General features: G+C 62.2%; 12 protein-coding genes and 1 tRNA gene. 2 read left to right on the top strand and 11 right to left on the bottom strand.

Translation table 11 applies throughout. The annotated features are described in order from the left end of the window. Position 1 precedes the first annotated feature (1 nt). Together EOB49_RS28310 and EOB49_RS28305 are read left to right on the top strand one after the other, a co-directional pair. Complete coding sequence (locus tag EOB49_RS28310) at positions 2-283, top strand: transcriptional regulator (RefSeq protein ID WP_013531420.1); 282 nt, start codon at positions 2-4, stop codon at positions 281-283. A 182-nt stretch (positions 284-465) separates the two neighbouring features. Then, complete coding sequence (locus EOB49_RS28305; RefSeq protein ID WP_127382918.1) at positions 466-1392, top strand: Gfo/Idh/MocA family oxidoreductase; 927 nt, start codon at positions 466-468, stop codon at positions 1390-1392. 376 nt (positions 1393-1768) lie between these two features. On the opposite strand, the gene rpoC is transcribed toward EOB49_RS28305, so the two are convergent. From rpoC to EOB49_RS28245, 11 genes are all read right to left on the bottom strand, one after another. After that, entirely contained in the window at positions 1769-5965 is a 4197-nt protein-coding gene (gene rpoC, locus EOB49_RS28295) for a DNA-directed RNA polymerase subunit beta' (RefSeq protein WP_013531415.1), read from the bottom strand. 147 nt (positions 5966-6112) lie between these two features. Beyond that, the gene (gene rpoB / locus EOB49_RS28290) at positions 6113-10249 is read right to left on the bottom strand and encodes a DNA-directed RNA polymerase subunit beta (protein ID WP_127295769.1); all 4137 of its coding nucleotides are present in this window, start codon (positions 10247-10249) and stop codon (positions 6113-6115) included. Positions 10250-10500: 251 nt separating this feature from the next. Beyond that, entirely contained in the window at positions 10501-10878 is a 378-nt protein-coding gene (rplL, locus tag EOB49_RS28285; protein ID WP_023762907.1) for a 50S ribosomal protein L7/L12, read from the bottom strand. Between the two features lie 54 nt (positions 10879-10932). Beyond that, complete coding sequence (gene rplJ / locus EOB49_RS28280) at positions 10933-11451, bottom strand: 50S ribosomal protein L10 (protein ID WP_013531412.1); 519 nt, start codon at positions 11449-11451, stop codon at positions 10933-10935. A gap of 395 nt (positions 11452-11846) precedes the next feature. Continuing rightward, positions 11847-12545, bottom strand: a complete 699-nt coding sequence (gene rplA / locus EOB49_RS28275; RefSeq protein ID WP_013531411.1) for a 50S ribosomal protein L1 — start codon at positions 12543-12545, stop codon at positions 11847-11849. Between the two features lie 4 nt (positions 12546-12549). Continuing rightward, entirely contained in the window at positions 12550-12978 is a 429-nt protein-coding gene (gene rplK, locus EOB49_RS28270) for a 50S ribosomal protein L11 (protein ID WP_013531410.1), read from the bottom strand. Between the two features lie 159 nt (positions 12979-13137). After that, positions 13138-13665, bottom strand: a complete 528-nt coding sequence (gene nusG, locus EOB49_RS28265) for a transcription termination/antitermination protein NusG (protein ID WP_013531409.1) — start codon at positions 13663-13665, stop codon at positions 13138-13140. Positions 13666-13692: 27 nt separating this feature from the next. Next, entirely contained in the window at positions 13693-13896 is a 204-nt protein-coding gene (gene secE / locus EOB49_RS28260) for a preprotein translocase subunit SecE (protein WP_013531408.1), read from the bottom strand. A 396-nt stretch (positions 13897-14292) separates the two neighbouring features. Then, positions 14293-14368: transfer RNA gene (locus EOB49_RS28255), tRNA-Trp, on the bottom strand. A 192-nt stretch (positions 14369-14560) separates the two neighbouring features. Further along, positions 14561-15058, bottom strand: coding sequence for a metal-dependent hydrolase (locus tag EOB49_RS28250; protein ID WP_127332164.1), 498 nt, complete (start codon positions 15056-15058; stop codon positions 14561-14563). Positions 15059-15303: 245 nt separating this feature from the next. Continuing rightward, the gene (locus tag EOB49_RS28245) at positions 15304-16944 is read right to left on the bottom strand and encodes a hypothetical protein (RefSeq protein ID WP_127382917.1); all 1641 of its coding nucleotides are present in this window, start codon (positions 16942-16944) and stop codon (positions 15304-15306) included. Between the last annotated feature and the right edge of the window lie 216 nt (positions 16945-17160).

The following is a 17160-nucleotide window of genomic DNA, read 5'->3' as shown; positions in this document are numbered from 1 at the left end:
CGTGAACGACAATGAAGAACGCCCGGTCACCATCATCACCGGCCGGGTGTGGAAGAAAAAAGGCGGCAAACCGGAAGGCGTCCACGTCATGCTGGTCGCGCCCGACGACGATTCGGCGGTGCGCCGGGCACTCGAATCGCTTGCCGCCGAAGGGTACGCCGAGGCCGAGCTCGACCAGATCGGCGACATGGACGGCATCCCCGACGAAGAGCCGCATATCTCAGCCTTCCAGGGCGCGCTCGAAGGCGAAGTGTCGATCGTCACCTTCGACGTGCCGATCTGAACCCGAACCCGGTCCAGCTTTCGAATCGACTGCCGAGACGAATCGGCGACCGAGGCCTTCCCAGCCGACAAAATGTGCACTGCCGCCTCAAGGAAGGCCGAGCTAGGCTTCTCGGCTTCGGCTTGCCCGGGGCAAGTGTTCTGGTAAGAAACCATCACCATCATCAAACAGACGGAGCGGCCGTGTCCCAGCCCATCAAGATAGGCATCGTCGGCGTCGGCAAGATCGTCCGCGACCAGCATCTGCCGGCCCTGGCGAAAGACCAGGACTATCGCCTCATCGCGGCTGCCAGCCGTCACGGCAAGGTGGATGACATCCCGAATTTCCCTGATATCGAAGCCATGCTCGACGCGGTGCCCGAGCTCGAGGCCGTGTCGCTCTGCATGCCGCCGCAGTTCCGCTACGATGCGGCGCGCACCGCGCTGATGGCCAAGAAGCATGTCTTCCTGGAGAAGCCGCCTGGCGCCACGGTCAGCGAGGTCGAGGACCTCAAGACATTGGCCGCGCAGAACGGCGTCTCGCTGTTCGCCAGCTGGCACTCGCGCTATGCGCCGGCGGTCGAGGCCGCGCGTGCTTTTCTAAGTTCAGCCCGCATCCACTCGGCCGCCATCAACTGGAAGGAAGACGTGCGCCGCTGGCACCCGAACCAGGAATGGATCTGGGCTCCCGGCGGTTTCGGCGTCTTCGATCCCGGCATCAACGCGCTGTCGATTGCCACCCATATCCTGCCGGCGATGTTCATCACCTCGGCGGTGCTGGATTTTCCCGAAAACCGCGCCTCCCCGGTTGCCGCGCGCGTCGCCTTCCGCACCTCGAACGGGTTGCCGGTGACGATGGACCTCGACTGGCTGCAGACAGGCCCGCAAAGCTGGGACATCCTGGCCGACACCGACAAGGGCGCGATGGTGCTGTCGGGCGGCGGCTCGAAGCTCGCCATCGACGGCAAGGTGGTTCATGACGAGCCGGAGGCCGAGTACCCGATGCTCTACAAGCGCTTCGCCGAGATCGTCCGCGCCGGCGTCTCCGATGTCGATCTCGCGCCGCTGCAGCATGTCGCCGACGCCTTCATGCTCGGCAAGCGCAACGTGGTCGAGGCGTTCTTCGATTGACAATGGGCAGTGAAGAGCGACCTCGCTCCGATCCCCACTTCCCGGATCATTTGCGAAGGGCGCGCCGCCCCTCATTGTCCTGCCGGACATTTCTCCCCGTATAGTGACGGGGAGAAAGGGGCCGGCCGCCACGTTGGCGCTTTTTCTGCGACGCTGGCGATTTGGCGAAATCATCTGACACAGCGTCCTTCTCCCCGTCACTATACGGGGAGAAGATGCCGGCAGGCAGATGAGGGGCGGCGCCAGCCTGCAAAACAAGGCACCAGACGATGCTCCTCACTTCGCCACCGCCACAAAGTTCGGCTCCAACGCAATGAAAAAAGGCCGCCGGGTCGCCCCGACGGCCTTTTTTTGCCTGAGATTCCTGCCGCCGCGCTTACTGCGCGGCGGTTGTCATGTCGGCCAGCATCGGCTCGGCGACTTCCGCACCCGAGGCCTTGCGGCGCTCGTCGATGATCAGTTCGTCGCGCGAGGTGGCGATGCGCCGGATCTGGCTCATCGTGCCGCCGGTACCGGCCGGGATCAGCCGGCCGACGATGACGTTTTCCTTCAAGCCCTGCAGCATGTCGGTCTTGCCGGCAACCGCGGCCTCCGTCAGCACCCGGGTCGTCTCCTGGAAGGAGGCGGCCGAGATGAAGGACGGCGTCTGCAGCGATGCCTTGGTGATGCCGAGCAGCACCGGCAGGCCTTCGGCAGGCTTCTTGCCGTCCTCGACCAGACGCTCGTTGACCTCTTCCAGTTCGATCACGTCGACATGATCGCCCGGAATGTAGGTCGAGTCGCCCTGCACCGTGATCTCGACCTTCTGCAGCATCTGGCGAACGATCACCTCGATGTGCTTGTCGTTGATCGACACGCCCTGCAGACGATAGACTTCCTGGATCTCGTTGACGAGGTAGGAAGCAAGTGCCTCCACGCCCTTGATCGCCAGGATGTCGTGCGGCGCCGGATTGCCGTCGAGGATGTAGTCGCCCTTCTCGATGACGTCGCCGTCCTGGAGATGGAACGGCTTGCCCTTCGGGATCAGGTATTCGACCGGCTCGAGCGTCGAGTCATGCGGCTCGATGATGATGCGACGCTTGTTCTTGTAGTCGCGGCCGAAGCGGATCGTGCCGTCGATCTCGGCGATGATGGCGTGATCCTTCGGACGACGTGCCTCGAACAGCTCGGCAACACGCGGCAGACCGCCGGTGATGTCCTTGGTCTTGGCGCTTTCCATCGGAATACGCGCCAAAACGTCGCCGGGGCGAACCTGCGAACCCGGCTCGACCGAAAGAATGGCCTCGACCGAGAGCAGGAAGCGGGCGTCGCCGCCCTTCGACAGCTTGCCGACCTTGCCCTTGGCGTCCTGGATCGCAATCGCCGGCTTCAGGTCGTTGCCGCGTGGCGTCGAGCGCCAGTCGATGACCTCACGCTTGGTGATGCCGGTCGACTCGTCGGCCGTTTCCTGAACGGAAATGCCGTCGACCAGATCCTCGTACGACACCCTGCCCTCGATTTCAGTGAGGACCGGACGGGTATAGGGATCCCACTCGGCGATACGCTGGCCGCGCTTCACCTTGTCACCATCGTCCACGAAGATGCGCGAACCATAGGTGAGGCGGTGCGAGGCGCGTTCCTTGCCGGCTTCGTCGAGGATCAGCACCGCCATGTTGCGGCCCATGACCATCTGCTGGCCGTCGGAGTTGCGCACCACGTTGCGGTTGCGGATCTCGACCTTGCCCTCATACGAGGCTTCAAGGAACGAGCTGTCCACCACCTGCGCGGTACCGCCCATGTGGAAGGTACGCATGGTGAGCTGCGTGCCCGGCTCGCCGATCGACTGCGCCGCGATGACGCCGACGGCTTCGCCCTGGTTGACCGGGGTGCCGCGGGCCAGATCGCGACCGTAGCAGACCGCGCAGACGCCAACCCTGACTTCGCAAGTCAGTGCCGAGCGGATGCGGACCGACTGGACGCCGGCCTTTTCGATCTGTTCCACGTCACGCTCGTCCATCAGCGTTCCGGCCTTGACCAGGATCTCGCCCGACACCGGATGGGTGATGTCGTCGAGCGACGTACGGCCCAGCACGCGCTGGCCGACCGAAGCGACGACCTGACCGGCATCGACGATCGGCTGCATGGTGAGGCCCTTGTCGGTGCCGCAGTCGACGGAGTTGACGATGCAATCCTGCGCCACGTCGACCAGACGACGGGTGAGGTAACCCGAGTTCGCCGTCTTCAAGGCGGTGTCGGCCAGACCCTTGCGGGCGCCGTGGGTCGAGTTGAAGTACTCGAGCACGGTCAGGCCTTCCTTGAAGTTCGAGATGATCGGCGTCTCGATGATTTCACCCGACGGCTTGGCCATGAGGCCGCGCATGCCGGCAAGCTGGCGCATCTGGGTGGGCGAGCCACGCGCACCGGAGTGCGACATCATGTAGATCGAGTTCATCGGCTTCTGACGGCCATTGTCCTCGAACTCGACCGCCTTGATGCGGGCCATCATTTCGTCGGCGACCTTTTCCGAGCACTTGGCCCAGGCGTCGACGACCTTGTTGTACTTCTCGCCCTGCGTGATCAGACCGTCATTGTACTGCTGCTCGTATTCCTTGGCCAAAGCCTCGGTGTCGGAGACCAGCTTGATCTTTGCATCCGGGATCAGCATGTCGTCCTTGCCGAACGAAATGCCGGCACGGCAGGCATGGCTGAATCCGAGCGCCATGATGCGATCGCAGAAAATGACCGTCTCCTTCTGACCGCAATGGCGGTAGACGGTGTCGATCATCTTGGAGATGTTCTTCTTGGTCATCTCCTGGTTGGCGGTCTCGTAAGGCACGTTGACGTTCTTCGGCAGAAGCTCGCCGATGATCATGCGGCCAGGCGTCGTGTCATGGATCTTCGACACGACCTTGCCTTCGGCGTCGACCGTACGGAAACGACCCTTGATCTTGGAGTGCAGCGTCACCGCCTTGGTCTCGAGCGCGTGCTGGAGTTCGCCCATGTCGGCAAACACCATGCCCTCGCCCGGCTCGTTCTGGTTGACGATCGAGAGATAATAGAGACCCAGAACCATGTCCTGCGACGGCACGATGATCGGCGCGCCGGAAGCCGGGTGCAGGATGTTGTTGGTCGACATCATCAGCACGCGGGCTTCAAGCTGCGCTTCCAGCGACAGCGGCACGTGAACGGCCATCTGGTCGCCGTCGAAGTCGGCGTTGAAGGCCGTGCAGACCAGCGGGTGCAGCTGGATCGCCTTGCCTTCGATCAGGATCGGTTCGAACGCCTGGATGCCGAGACGGTGCAACGTCGGCGCACGGTTCAGCAGCACCGGATGCTCGCGGATGACCTCGTCGAGGATATCCCAGACTTCCGGGCGCTCCTTTTCGACCAGCTTCTTCGCCTGCTTGACGGTCGAGGAGTAACCCTTGGCGTCGAGACGGGCGTAGATGAAGGGCTTGAACAGTTCGAGCGCCATCTTCTTGGGCAGGCCGCACTGGTGCAGCTTGAGCTCCGGACCGGTCACGATGACCGAGCGGCCGGAATAGTCGACGCGCTTGCCGAGCAGGTTCTGACGGAACCGGCCCTGCTTGCCCTTGAGCATGTCGGACAGCGACTTCAGCGGGCGCTTGTTGGCGCCGGTGATGACGCGGCCGCGACGGCCGTTGTCGAACAGCGCATCGACGGCTTCCTGCAGCATGCGCTTTTCATTGCGCACGATGATGCCGGGAGCGCGCAGCTCGATCAGCCGCTTCAGACGATTGTTGCGGTTGATGACGCGGCGATAGAGATCGTTCAGATCCGACGTGGCGAAGCGGCCGCCGTCCAGAGGAACCAGCGGACGCAGGTCCGGCGGGATCACCGGAACCACCTTCATGATCATCCATTCCGGACGGTTGCCGGATTCCATGAAGTTCTCGACGACCTTGAGCCGCTTCAGATACTTCTTCTGCTTCAGCTCGGAGGTGGTCGACGCCAGTTCCGAACGCAGGTCGCCGGCGATCTTCTCCAGGTCCATGCCGGCCAGGAGGTCATGAATGGCCTCGGCGCCGATCATGGCGGTGAAACTATCCTCGCCATACTCGTCGACGGCGATCATGTACTCTTCCTCGCTGAGCAGCTGGTGCTCCTTCAGCGCGGTGAGGCCAGGTTCGGTGACGATGTAGTTCTCGAAATAGAGGACGCGCTCGATGTCCTTCAGGGTCATGTCGAGCAGCGTGCCGATGCGCGACGGCAGCGACTTCAGGAACCAGATATGGGCGACCGGTGCCGCCAGCTCGATATGGCCCATGCGCTCACGACGAACGCGCGACAGCGTGACTTCGACGCCGCACTTCTCGCAGATGACGCCCTTGTACTTCATGCGCTTGTACTTGCCGCACAGGCACTCGTAGTCCTTGATCGGGCCAAAAATGCGCGCGCAGAACAGACCGTCACGCTCCGGCTTGAAGGTGCGGTAGTTGATGGTCTCCGGCTTCTTGATCTCGCCGAAAGACCAGGACAGAATCTTCTCAGGGCTGGCAAGCGATATCCGAATGGAATCGAACACCTGCGCAGGCGCCTGCGGATTGAAGAGATTCATGACCTCTTGGTTCATGCCGTTCTCCTTTTCGGGGTCCTCGAAAACCCCTTGCATCTAGCGCGGGCCAAACGCCCGCCGTCGTGTGTCGGCCACCGGCCGAAGAATTTGGTGCGTTCGGTTGCGATTTCCGCGACCGAACGTCTTGGTTACTCGGCCGCGCCCCTATTCGGCAGCATCGGGCAGCCGGACAGGGTTGTCGTCGAGCTTGGTGTTCTCCAGCTCGACATTGAGGCCGAGAGACCGCATTTCCTTGACGAGAACGTTGAAGCTCTCGGGGATGCCGGCCTCGAAGGTGTCGTCACCACGCACGATCGCCTCGTAGACCTTGGTACGACCGGCGACGTCGTCGGACTTCACCGTCAGCATTTCCTGCAGCGTGTAGGCGGCGCCGTATGCTTCCAGTGCCCAGACCTCCATCTCGCCGAAGCGCTGGCCACCGAACTGCGCCTTGCCGCCCAGCGGCTGCTGCGTGACGAGCGAATACGGACCGATCGAACGCGCGTGGATCTTGTCGTCCACGAGGTGGTGAAGCTTGAGCATGTAGATGTAGCCCATCGTCACCTTGCGATCGAACGGCTCGCCCGTGCGTCCGTCATAGAGCTGCGACTGACCTGATGTGTGCAGGCCCGCCTGCTCCAGCATGATGTTGATGTCAGCCTCATGCGCGCCGTCGAACACCGGGGTCGCGATCGAGACGCCGCGGCGCATCTGCTCGCTGAGGCGAACGATGCTCTCGTCGTCATAGTCACGAACCGGCTCGTTGCGGTCGTTGGCCGGGATGAAGCTCTCGAGCGTCTTGCGCAGCGGCTTGATGTCGCCGGCTGCCTTGTACGTGTCGATCAGCTCGCCGATCTTCCTGCCCATGCCCGCGCATGCCCAGCCCAGATGCGTTTCCAGGATCTGGCCGACATTCATGCGGCTCGGCACACCCAGCGGGTTGAGCACGATATCGGCATGCGTGCCGTCCTCGAGGAAAGGCATGTCCTCGACCGGAACGATCCGCGACACGACACCCTTGTTGCCGTGACGGCCGGCCATCTTGTCGCCGGGCTGCATCTTGCGCTTCACGGCCACGAAGACCTTGACCATCTTCATGACGCCCGGAGGCATTTCGTCGCCGCGCTGGACCTTCTCGACCTTGTCCATGAAACGCTGTTCGAGCGCCTTCTTGGAATCGTCGTACTGGCCACGCAGGGCTTCCAGTTCGCTCTGGAGCTTTTCGTTCTCCACGGCAAACTGCCACCACTGCGAACGCGGATACTCGTCGAGCGTATCCTTGGACAGCGTCGAGCCCTTCTTGAAGCCCTTCGGTCCGGCGATCGCTTCCTTGCCGACGAGCACGTCGGAAAGACGCGCGTAGACGTTACGGTCCAGAATGGCCTGTTCGTCGTCGCGGTCCTTGGCGAGGCGTTCGATCTCCTCGCGCTCGATCGCCATGGCGCGCTCGTCCTTCTCCACACCGTGGCGATTGAAGACGCGCACCTCGACGACCGTGCCGAAAGTGCCCGGAGGCATGCGCATCGAGGTGTCGCGCACATCGGATGCCTTTTCGCCGAAGATGGCGCGCAGAAGCTTCTCTTCCGGCGTCATCGGGCTTTCGCCCTTCGGCGTGATCTTGCCGACCAGGATGTCGCCCGGCTGAACTTCGGCACCGATATAGACGATGCCGGCTTCGTCGAGGTTCTTCAGCGCTTCTTCCGAGACGTTTGGAATATCGCGCGTGATTTCCTCCGGTCCGAGCTTGGTATCGCGCGCCATGACCTCGAACTCCTCGATGTGGATCGAGGTGAAGACGTCATCGGCGACGATGCGTTCGGACAGGAGGATCGAGTCCTCGTAGTTGTAGCCGTTCCACGGCATGAACGCGACCAGCACGTTGCGGCCGAGCGCCAGATCGCCGAGCTCGGTCGACGGACCGTCGGCGATGATGTCGCCCTTGTTGACCCGGTCACCCATGCGAACCAGCGGACGCTGGTTGATGCAGGTGTTCTGGTTCGAACGCTGGAACTTCATCAGCCGGTAGATATCGACGCCGGACTTGCCCGGATCGAGATCTTCGGTGGCGCGGATAACGATACGCGTCGCGTCCACCTGGTCGACGATGCCGCCGCGGCGGGCGCCGATGGCGGCACCGGAGTCACGGGCGACGATCGGCTCCATGCCGGTGCCGACGAACGGCGCCTCGGCGCGCACCAGCGGCACGGCCTGACGCTGCATGTTCGAGCCCATCAGAGCGCGGTTGGCGTCGTCGTTTTCCAGGAACGGGATCAGGGCCGCGGCCACCGACACCATCTGCTTGGGCGACACGTCCATCAGATCGACGTTTTCGCGCGGCGCCATCATCACTTCGCCGGCGCTGCGGCAAATGACGAATTCGTCGACGAAACCACCGTTCTTGTCGAGCTCGGCGTTGGCCTGCGCGACATGGTGCTTGGCCTCTTCCATCGCAGAGAGATAGACGACGTCATTGGTCAGCTTGCCGTCGACGATCTTGCGGTACGGGCTCTCGATGAAGCCGTATTTGTTGACGCGTGCGAAGGTGGCCAGCGAGTTGATCAGACCGATATTCGGGCCTTCCGGCGTCTCGATCGGGCAGATGCGGCCGTAATGCGTCGGGTGCACGTCGCGCACTTCGAAGCCGGCGCGCTCGCGGGTCAGACCGCCCGGTCCAAGCGCCGAGAGGCGGCGCTTGTGGGTGATCTCCGACAGCGGGTTGGTCTGGTCCATGAACTGCGACAGCTGCGAGGAACCGAAGAACTCGCGCACGGCGGCAGCCGCCGGCTTGGCGTTGATCAGGTCCTGCGGCATGACCGTGTCGATCTCGATCGAGGACATACGCTCCTTGATCGCGCGCTCCATGCGCAGCAGGCCGACGCGGTACTGGTTTTCCATCAGCTCGCCGACCGAACGCACGCGGCGGTTGCCGAGATTGTCGATGTCGTCGATCTCGCCCTTGCCGTCGCGCAGCTCGACCAGCGTCCTGACCACGGCCAGGATATCGTCCTTGCGCAGCACGCGCACGGTGTCCTCGGCCTTGAGCTCGAGGCGCATGTTCATCTTGACGCGGCCGACGGCCGACAGATCGTAGCGCTCACTGTCGAAGAACAGCGAGTTGAACATGGCTTCGGCGGTTTCGAGCGTCGGCGGCTCGCCGGGGCGCATGACACGATAGATGTCGAACAGCGCGTCCTGGCGGCTCTCGTTCTTGTCGACGTTGAGCGTGTTGCGGATATAGGCGCCGACATTGACGTGGTCGATGTCGAGAACCTTGATCTCGTCTTCGCCGGTGCCGAGCAGAACCTTCAGCGTCTTCTCGTCGATCTCGTCGCCGGCCTCGAGGAATATCTCGCCGGTGGCGTAGTTGACGATGTCCTCGGCCAGATAGTTACCGAGCAGGTCCTCGTCGGTGGCCTTGATCGCCTTGAGACCCTTTTCGCCAAGCGCCCTCGCCTGGCGGGCGGTGATCTTCTTGCCGGCTTCGACGACGACTTCGCCGGTATCGGCATCGACCAGGTCGCCGACGGCCTTGAGGCCGCGGAAACGCTCGACGTTGAACGGAATGCGCCAATGGTCGCCGGCGCGCTTGTAGGTGATCTTGTTGTAGAAGGTCGACAGGATCTCTTCGCCGTCCATACCGAGCGCCATCAGCAGCGACGTCACCGGAATCTTGCGGCGGCGATCGATGCGGGCGTGCACGACGTCCTTGGAATCGAACTCGATGTCGAGCCACGAGCCGCGATAGGGGATGACGCGCGCGGCAAACAGAAGCTTGCCCGACGAGTGCGACTTGCCCTTGTCATGGTCAAAGAAGACGCCCGGCGAGCGGTGCATCTGCGAGACGATGACGCGCTCGGTGCCGTTGACGATGAAGGTGCCGTTCAAGGTCATGAGCGGCATGTCGCCCATGTAGACGTCCTGCTCCTTGATGTCCTTGATGGACTTGGCGCCGGTATCCTCGTCGATATCGAACACGATGAGGCGCAGCGTCACCTTCAGCGGCGCGGCATAGGTGAGGTCGCGCTGACGGCATTCGTCAACGTCGAATTTCGGTCCTTCGAACTCGTACTTCACGAACTCCAGCATCGAGGAGCCGGAAAAATCGGAGATCGGGAAAACCGACTTGAAAACAGCCTGCAGTCCCTCGTCCGGACGCCCGCCCTTGGGCTCCGCCACCATCAGGAATTGATCATAGGATGCCTTCTGAACCTCGATGAGGTTCGGCATCTCCGCAACTTCCGGGATCTTTCCGAAGAACTTGCGTACGCGTCTGCGGCCATTGAAAGTCTGGGTCTGGGCCATCGTCGCTCCTTAGCTCTAAACTCGGGACGAGCCTCGCCGCGGCTCGCCTTGCATTCTGGGCCACCTTGGCGGCAACCCTCTGTCTGTTTTCCCGGCGCCTGTCGGCGGCCGGCTAGAACGGGAGAAAACCCGTTTCCTGAAGGCCGGTTTTCGGCCCTCAGGAAAGAGGTTCTCGTAGATCTCGCGTTACGCGTGCTCCCTCCGGGCGAAGGGAGTGGCGGACGGCGCGAGGCCGCCCGCCGCTTTCACGATTACTTCAGGTCGACCTTGGCGCCGGCTGCTTCCAGCTGGGCCTTGAACTTGTCAGCGTCGGCCTTGGAAACGCCTTCCTTGACCGGCTTCGGAGCCGCTTCGACCAGATCCTTGGCTTCCTTGAGGCCAAGACCGGTGATGGCACGGACTTCCTTGATGACGTTGATCTTCTGAGCGCCTGCCTCGGTGAGGACGACGTCGAATTCCGTCTTTTCCTCGACCGGAGCAGCAGCGGCCGCACCACCGCCAGCGGCGGCAACAGCCACCGGAGCAGCGGCGGAAACGCCCCACTTTTCTTCCAGAAGCTTCGACAGCTCGGCCGCCTCGAGGACGGTCAGCTTCGAAAGGTCGTCTACGATCTTTGCGAGATCAGCCATTGTTGTGTTCCTTCATAAGGTTCGAACGTGTGTTTGTGATAGCGAGGAACGGCCTCATGCCGCCTCGTCCTTCCGGGCGTAAGCGCCGATGACGCGCGCGACCGAGGCCGCTGGCGCATTGACGATCTGGGCGATCCGGGTTGCCGGCGTGGCGATCATGCCAACCAGCCTGGCGCGCAGCTCATCGAGCGACGGAAGTGTGGCGAGTGCCTTCACACCGTCGGCATTGAGCGAGGTGGTGCCCATTGCGCCGCCGAGAATGACGAGCTTGTCATTTCCCTTGGCGAAATCGGACGCGACCTTCGGCGCCGCAATCGGATCCTCCGAATAAGCAATCAGCGTCTGTCCCTTGAACAGCTCGATGATCGATGCGGAGTCCGTGCCCTGAAGAGCGATTTTGGCGAGACGGTTCTTCGCGACTTTGACGGTGCCACCGGCGGCGCGCATTTTCGACCGAAGGTCGTTCATTTGCGCGACGGTGATACCGGCGTAGTGGGCCACGACCACTGAACCTGCGTTCGAGAACGCACCGTTCAGGCCCGTGACGAGTTCGCGTTTTTCCGCTCTGTCCACTGCCTATCTCCAGTTGACCCCAATCCTGTTAACGGGAACATCCCATTGACGAGGACAGGCGTCGGGTTGCCTTTTGTCGACCGGGCCATCCAGTAACGGATCTCCCGAACGACGCTCGAGGATCCTGCCCCCTTTCGCCACATCGACGGTCAAGCCGGCGATGCGCAGACAAAAGGCAAACACGGTTCGAACCTTTCATTGGAGCAATCGCTCCGTTGTCCGGTCTTCACCCGTCTCATGCAGGCCCAAATCGAATTAAGGCTTCTGGGCCGCCTGCAATCTCGGACAGGATGTCCGGAAACCTCTCGGCTTCCGGTACCGGGCCGCCAACTAGGTCGGAGGCCCGGAATTCTTTGCAGATCAGCCGTTTACCGGCCGATCTCGATCAAAACTTATCAGGACGCGTTGAGCGTCGCGACGTCGAGCTTGAGGCCCGGGCCCATCGTCGAGGTGACCGACACCTTCTTGACGTAGTTGCCCTTGGCGCCAGTCGGCTTTGCCTTGGTTACCGCATCGGCGAAGGCGCGGATGTTCTCTTCCAGGGCCTTGACGTCGAACGAGACCTTGCCGACGCCGGCATGGACGATGCCAGCCTTCTCGACACGGAACTCGACGGCACCGCCCTTGGATGCCTTGACGGCGGCGGCAACGTCGGTGGTGACGGTGCCGACCTTCGGGTTCGGCATCATGCCGCGCGGGCCGAGCACTTTGCCCAGACGACCGACCAGCGGCATCATATCCGGCGTGGCGATGCAGCGATCAAAATCGATCGTGCCCTTCTGGACGATGTCGACCAGATCCTCGGCACCGACGATGTCGGCGCCGGCGGCGCGCGCTTCGTCAGCCTTGTCGCCACGGGCGAACACGGCGACACGCACCGAGCGGCCGGTGCCGTTCGGCAGGTTGACCACGCCGCGGACCATCTGGTCGGCATGGCGCGGGTCGACGCCGAGGTTCATGGCGACTTCGATGGTCTCATCGAACTTCACCGAGGAACGGTCCTTGAGCAGCTTCAGCGCATCGCCCAAGGCATAAGCCTTGTTGGGATCGATGCCTTCGCGGGTCTTCGATACGCGCTTTGCAATCTTTGCCATGATCTTAGCCCACCACTTCCAGACCCATCGAGCGGGCGGAGCCCTCGACCATGCGCATGGCCGCTTCGACGTCGTTTGCGTTCAGGTCTTTCATCTTCGCGGTGGCAATCTCGCGGACCTTGTCACGCGAAACCGTACCGGCCTTGACCTTGCCCGGCTCCTTGGAACCGGACGTCAGGTTCGCCGCCTTCTTCAGGAAGTAGCTCACCGGCGCCGTCTTCATGACGAAGGTGAAGGACTTGTCCTGATAGTAGGTGATGACGACCGGAACCGGCGATCCCTTTTCCATTTCCTGGGTCTGCGCGTTGAACGCCTTGCAGAATTCCATGATGTTGATGCCACGCTGACCAAGCGCCGGGCCGATCGGGGGAGACGGCGTCGCCGATCCCGCTTTCACCTGGAGCTTGAGCTGGCCTGCAATTTTCTTAGCCATCTCTTTTCCTGCCTTTGTCTATGCCGGTCATGCCGGCGGTTGCAGTCTGGTGGTGCGGTTCGCGCAGCCGGCTAAAGCCGCACTCGCCTCCCACCGTCTCAGGCCGCGCGCTTCCGCGCCGCCTCCCCTGATCGCCAAACCGGCGTCAGGGATTTCGGATCAGCCCTTTTCGACCTGTCCGAATTCCAGATCGACAGGCACGGCGCGCCCGAAGATCGAAACTTCCACCTTGAGCCGTGCCCGCTCTTCGTCCACTTCCTGGACGAAACCGTTGAACGACGCGAAGGGACCATCCGAAACGCGGATCGCTTCGCCGATCTCGAACGTGACCGAAGGCTTCGGCCGCTCGACGCCTTCCTGGACCTGGTTCAGGATGCGCTGCGCTTCCGCCTCGGTGATCGGCACCGGCTTGGAGTCGCCCAGGAAGCCGGTGACCTTCGGTGTGTTCTTGACCAGCGAGAACACCGCATCGGTCAAATTGGCCTTCAGCAGCACATAGCCCGGGAAGAACTTCCGCTCGGCATCGACCTTGCGACCGCGGCGAACTTCGACGACCTTCTCGGTCGGAACCACGATCTGGTGGATGTCGGCGGACAGGCCCTTCTGCTTGGCCTTGTTCTCGATATCCTCGGCGACCTTCTTTTCAAAGTTCGAATAAGCGTGGACGATGTACCAGCGCGCGGTCATTTCAAGACTTCTCCGTAATCGCCGGACTTAGCGTCCGATGCCCAGAATCTGTTCGACCGCGAGGCCCATGAGCTGATCGGCGGTGAAGAAAAAGATCATCGCGATCACTGCGAAGGCCAGAACCATCACCGTCGAGATCATCGTTTCGCGTCGCGACGGCCAAGTCACCTTGGCGGTCTCCGCGCGAACCTGCTGGAGAAAGACGAAAGGATTTGTGGTTTTCGAAGCCATATGCCGCTCTGTCTTCAAGACCCGTTGGCCGGGTCTCCTGGATGATCCCGCTGGCCGGGACGTGCCGCCTGAGCCCAATCTCGCGCCGAATCAGCGCAATCATTTCGCCCATGCAAATCAGACGCGTAAAGCCGGTTTCCCAGCTCCACGCGTCGCGTGTCTGTTTCGTCTACATAAAACCGATTCTTGATCCACGCAAGTGGCAAGTCTCCGCTTTATGACCAAACACCGCCTCGGAACCATCCAGTCGTTCCGTCCCGGCTATGGCGCTCTTATGCCCCAATCGACCCTATATGGCAAGCGGGTCGCCGATTTTCAAAGGCCAGGCCATGGAAATATCGTTTTGAAACGCCATTCCGAAACGGCGAAACATTGGGTTGAATGCCATTCAGGGAATGGCACGGGCAGCAGGGCTCGAACCTACGACCTGCGGTTTTGGAGACCGCCGCTCTACCAACTGAGCTATGCCCGTATCGTGCGCATGTCGGCGCAGAAGGCGCTTCCTAAAAGCTTCCGCACGCTCTGTAAAGAGCGGTTTGCAAGCAAACGCGCCTTAATCCCGACAAGGCCATCCGGGTCGATCCCAAGCTCCGGCCTGAAGTCGCCAGCGCGCGGTGGCGTGATTGAGAGAGACGTCGCCTGCCCTCTTCGATGTGGAGCGTCCTCAAGCGGCATTCGTGGCAGGCTGCGGTCGCCCGCGTGCAAGCCAAAGCGCCCAGCCGCATATCAGGAGCTCGCATGCGAACGTCCAGTGCAGCAAAAAGCTCAGCACCCAATTGCTGAAGTCCGCCGGTACAGTGACGAGTTCGAACGCCCGCCGATCGAATGGCATCAGCCACAATATCGGCGACGCCAGCGTATCGAGGACCATATGCAGCATGGCGGCGGCAAAGAAGGCAGCCGTGGCTGCCAGATACGAGCGGGCGCGCCAGCTGACGAATAGCAACGACAGCGCCCCTGCGGCCGCCCAGAACAGCGGCCAATGCGTCATATAGGAGTGATGGTGGGTGCGTCCGCCGTCGATGAAATGGAAATACAGCATATCGATATCGGGGATGACACTGCCGACTATGGCGGCCCCGACGATAGCCGGGCTGCCAGGCCACTGCCTGCGCATGAACGTTCCGAGAATATAGCCACTTGGAAGATGGGCGATCAGCATCTCGGGACCGTTCACGGTTGCAGGCCAGTGCAGCATTCCGCCCTATTGTGGCGTTATTCCGGATGCCTGCGCCCGATACGCTTCGTGCCGATCATGGTTTCGTACCCGGTGGCTTATAGGGGCCGCCCGGCACGCCCCAACCCAGGCCGGCATCGATCCTCCGCCTGCCTGGCGCCGCCAGCAGCGACGATAGCATCGGAAGCGGCTCAACCTGCCTCATGGCCGGTTTCCGGCTCCGCCGCACACTACAATTTGGCCGGCGCATCAGCCTCGGCATTGGCGGAAGGCTGGATCCGGCAATTCTCGGGTCTTGGCACCGCCTCGCAAATGGTGGCACCGGTCAGCGCGTCGACCGATTGCAGGCCGGTCGTCAGGCCGACCTTCAGCATCATGCCGGGTTCCAGCCGACGCTCGGCCGAGCGTCGCTCGATCGCTGCGAACAGGGCGGGACCGATCGCCATCTCCTCGAGATAGGCCTTGACCATCTGCTTTTGCCCCATCGGGTAGAGGCTAAGCCGCGCCTGGGGACCGACAAACCGCCTGATGCCGCCGGCAAGCATCAGCGCGCAGGCCGAATCGCACTCCACGCCGGCATCGATGCTCAGCCCGGCATAGGCGCCCTCTTTGGCCAGGCAATTCCACGCTCCTGGGTCACAGCCGACGAAATCGGTGCGGCCAACGGCGACGTCGAGCTTCTTTTCATGGATAAGCCGTCCTGCCGCCAGGGCGCTGAGCAGGTCGCCTCCCCTCGAACTGATCACGACAGGCAGTTGCCGTTTGCCAAGCATGGCGAGCAATTGGCGCAGCTTCTGCGGGGTCCGGGGGGTGATCGCGCCTTCTGCCGAGATCCATTCCGGGCAGTCTGGATTGCAGAGCGGATTGGTGCCGCGAACGACAACGAAGCGCATGTCTTCATCGCTCCGCGCCGCCTCGGGTTCGATCGCTGGCGGCGTTGGCTTGGCCCCGGTCGCCGTCAGGCCGTCAGGCTTGTTCCCCGGCATTTCCCGACAATTCGTGGCCAGGCGACCGGGCTCGCACAGGCTTGCCGCGGTCAACAGGCCTACAGCGTCCGTGCTGGTGACCAGCTTCATCGCCAGCATGTCGTCGAGGGCGATCTGGTGGATTTCGCTGGCCGGGGTACCCTTCATCGTTTCGAGCATGCTTTGTTCGATGCCCATCTGTTTCAGGTAGGCCGCCAGCTTTTTCTCAACCGCCTTGCTCATCTCGTAGGTCTTGTAGCTGCCGGCGTTCTTGCGGCTGACGATCTTTGTGTTGAGGATCTTCTTCTTGCCCCCCACGACGCGATAGGTGGTCCGGTATTGCAATTTCGTACGGATGTAGGTCGTGGTGATCTGATGGACGCCGAGATAGGCCCATTCGCCGGCCACCCGCCTGATACCGCCGGCAAACATCAGAGGACAGGCGGAATTGCACATGGCGCCATAGTCGATGACATCGCCGAAGTAGCGGGCGTCACGGTCCTGGCAGCCCTTCGCACCGGGCTGGCAGCTGGAAAACACCGTTTTGCCGATGGCGATATCAAACTTGTTCTTGCGGATCAGCCGGCCAAGCGTCAGCGCCGCCTCGACATTGCCGCCGGGAGAATCGACGACAACAGGCAATTTACGCCCACCAAGCGTCTTCAGCATGCGTTTGAAGAGCGCCGGAGTTCCAGCTTCTATCGAGCCCTCGGCCGATATCCATTCCGGGCAGATCGGCTCGCACCCCGGTGCGTTGCTGCGGACAATGCCGAACCGCATCGTCGGCCCAAGATCCGGCGCCGCATCCGCCGCAAAGGCTGCCGGGCCTGCGGCAAGCAATGCGAGCAGCCAGGTCAGAGCCAGCGGCCACAATGCGCGACGATGGAAAAACCGCCTTGGAACCATTGGAAAAAAGCCCCTCGATGCAACCTATACTAGTTGAGGCCCAGAGCCTTGCAACAGGGTTCGGCCGACAGGGCCGCAACCGATAGCCCCGAAAAAGAAAAGGGCGGCCCGAAGACCGCCCTTTTCTTGTCGATCCGGCGAATGCCGGGCTCGATTATTCCTTGATGGTGACGACGATGCCGGCACCGACGGTGCGGCCGCCTTCACGGATGGCGA

This window comes from Mesorhizobium sp. M7A.F.Ca.MR.148.00.0.0, from assembly GCF_003997735.1.
GTDB lineage: Bacteria > Pseudomonadota > Alphaproteobacteria > Rhizobiales > Rhizobiaceae > Mesorhizobium.
The sequence above is the reverse complement of the archived record's forward strand: the minus strand, read 5'-3'. Positions and strand labels throughout refer to the sequence as shown.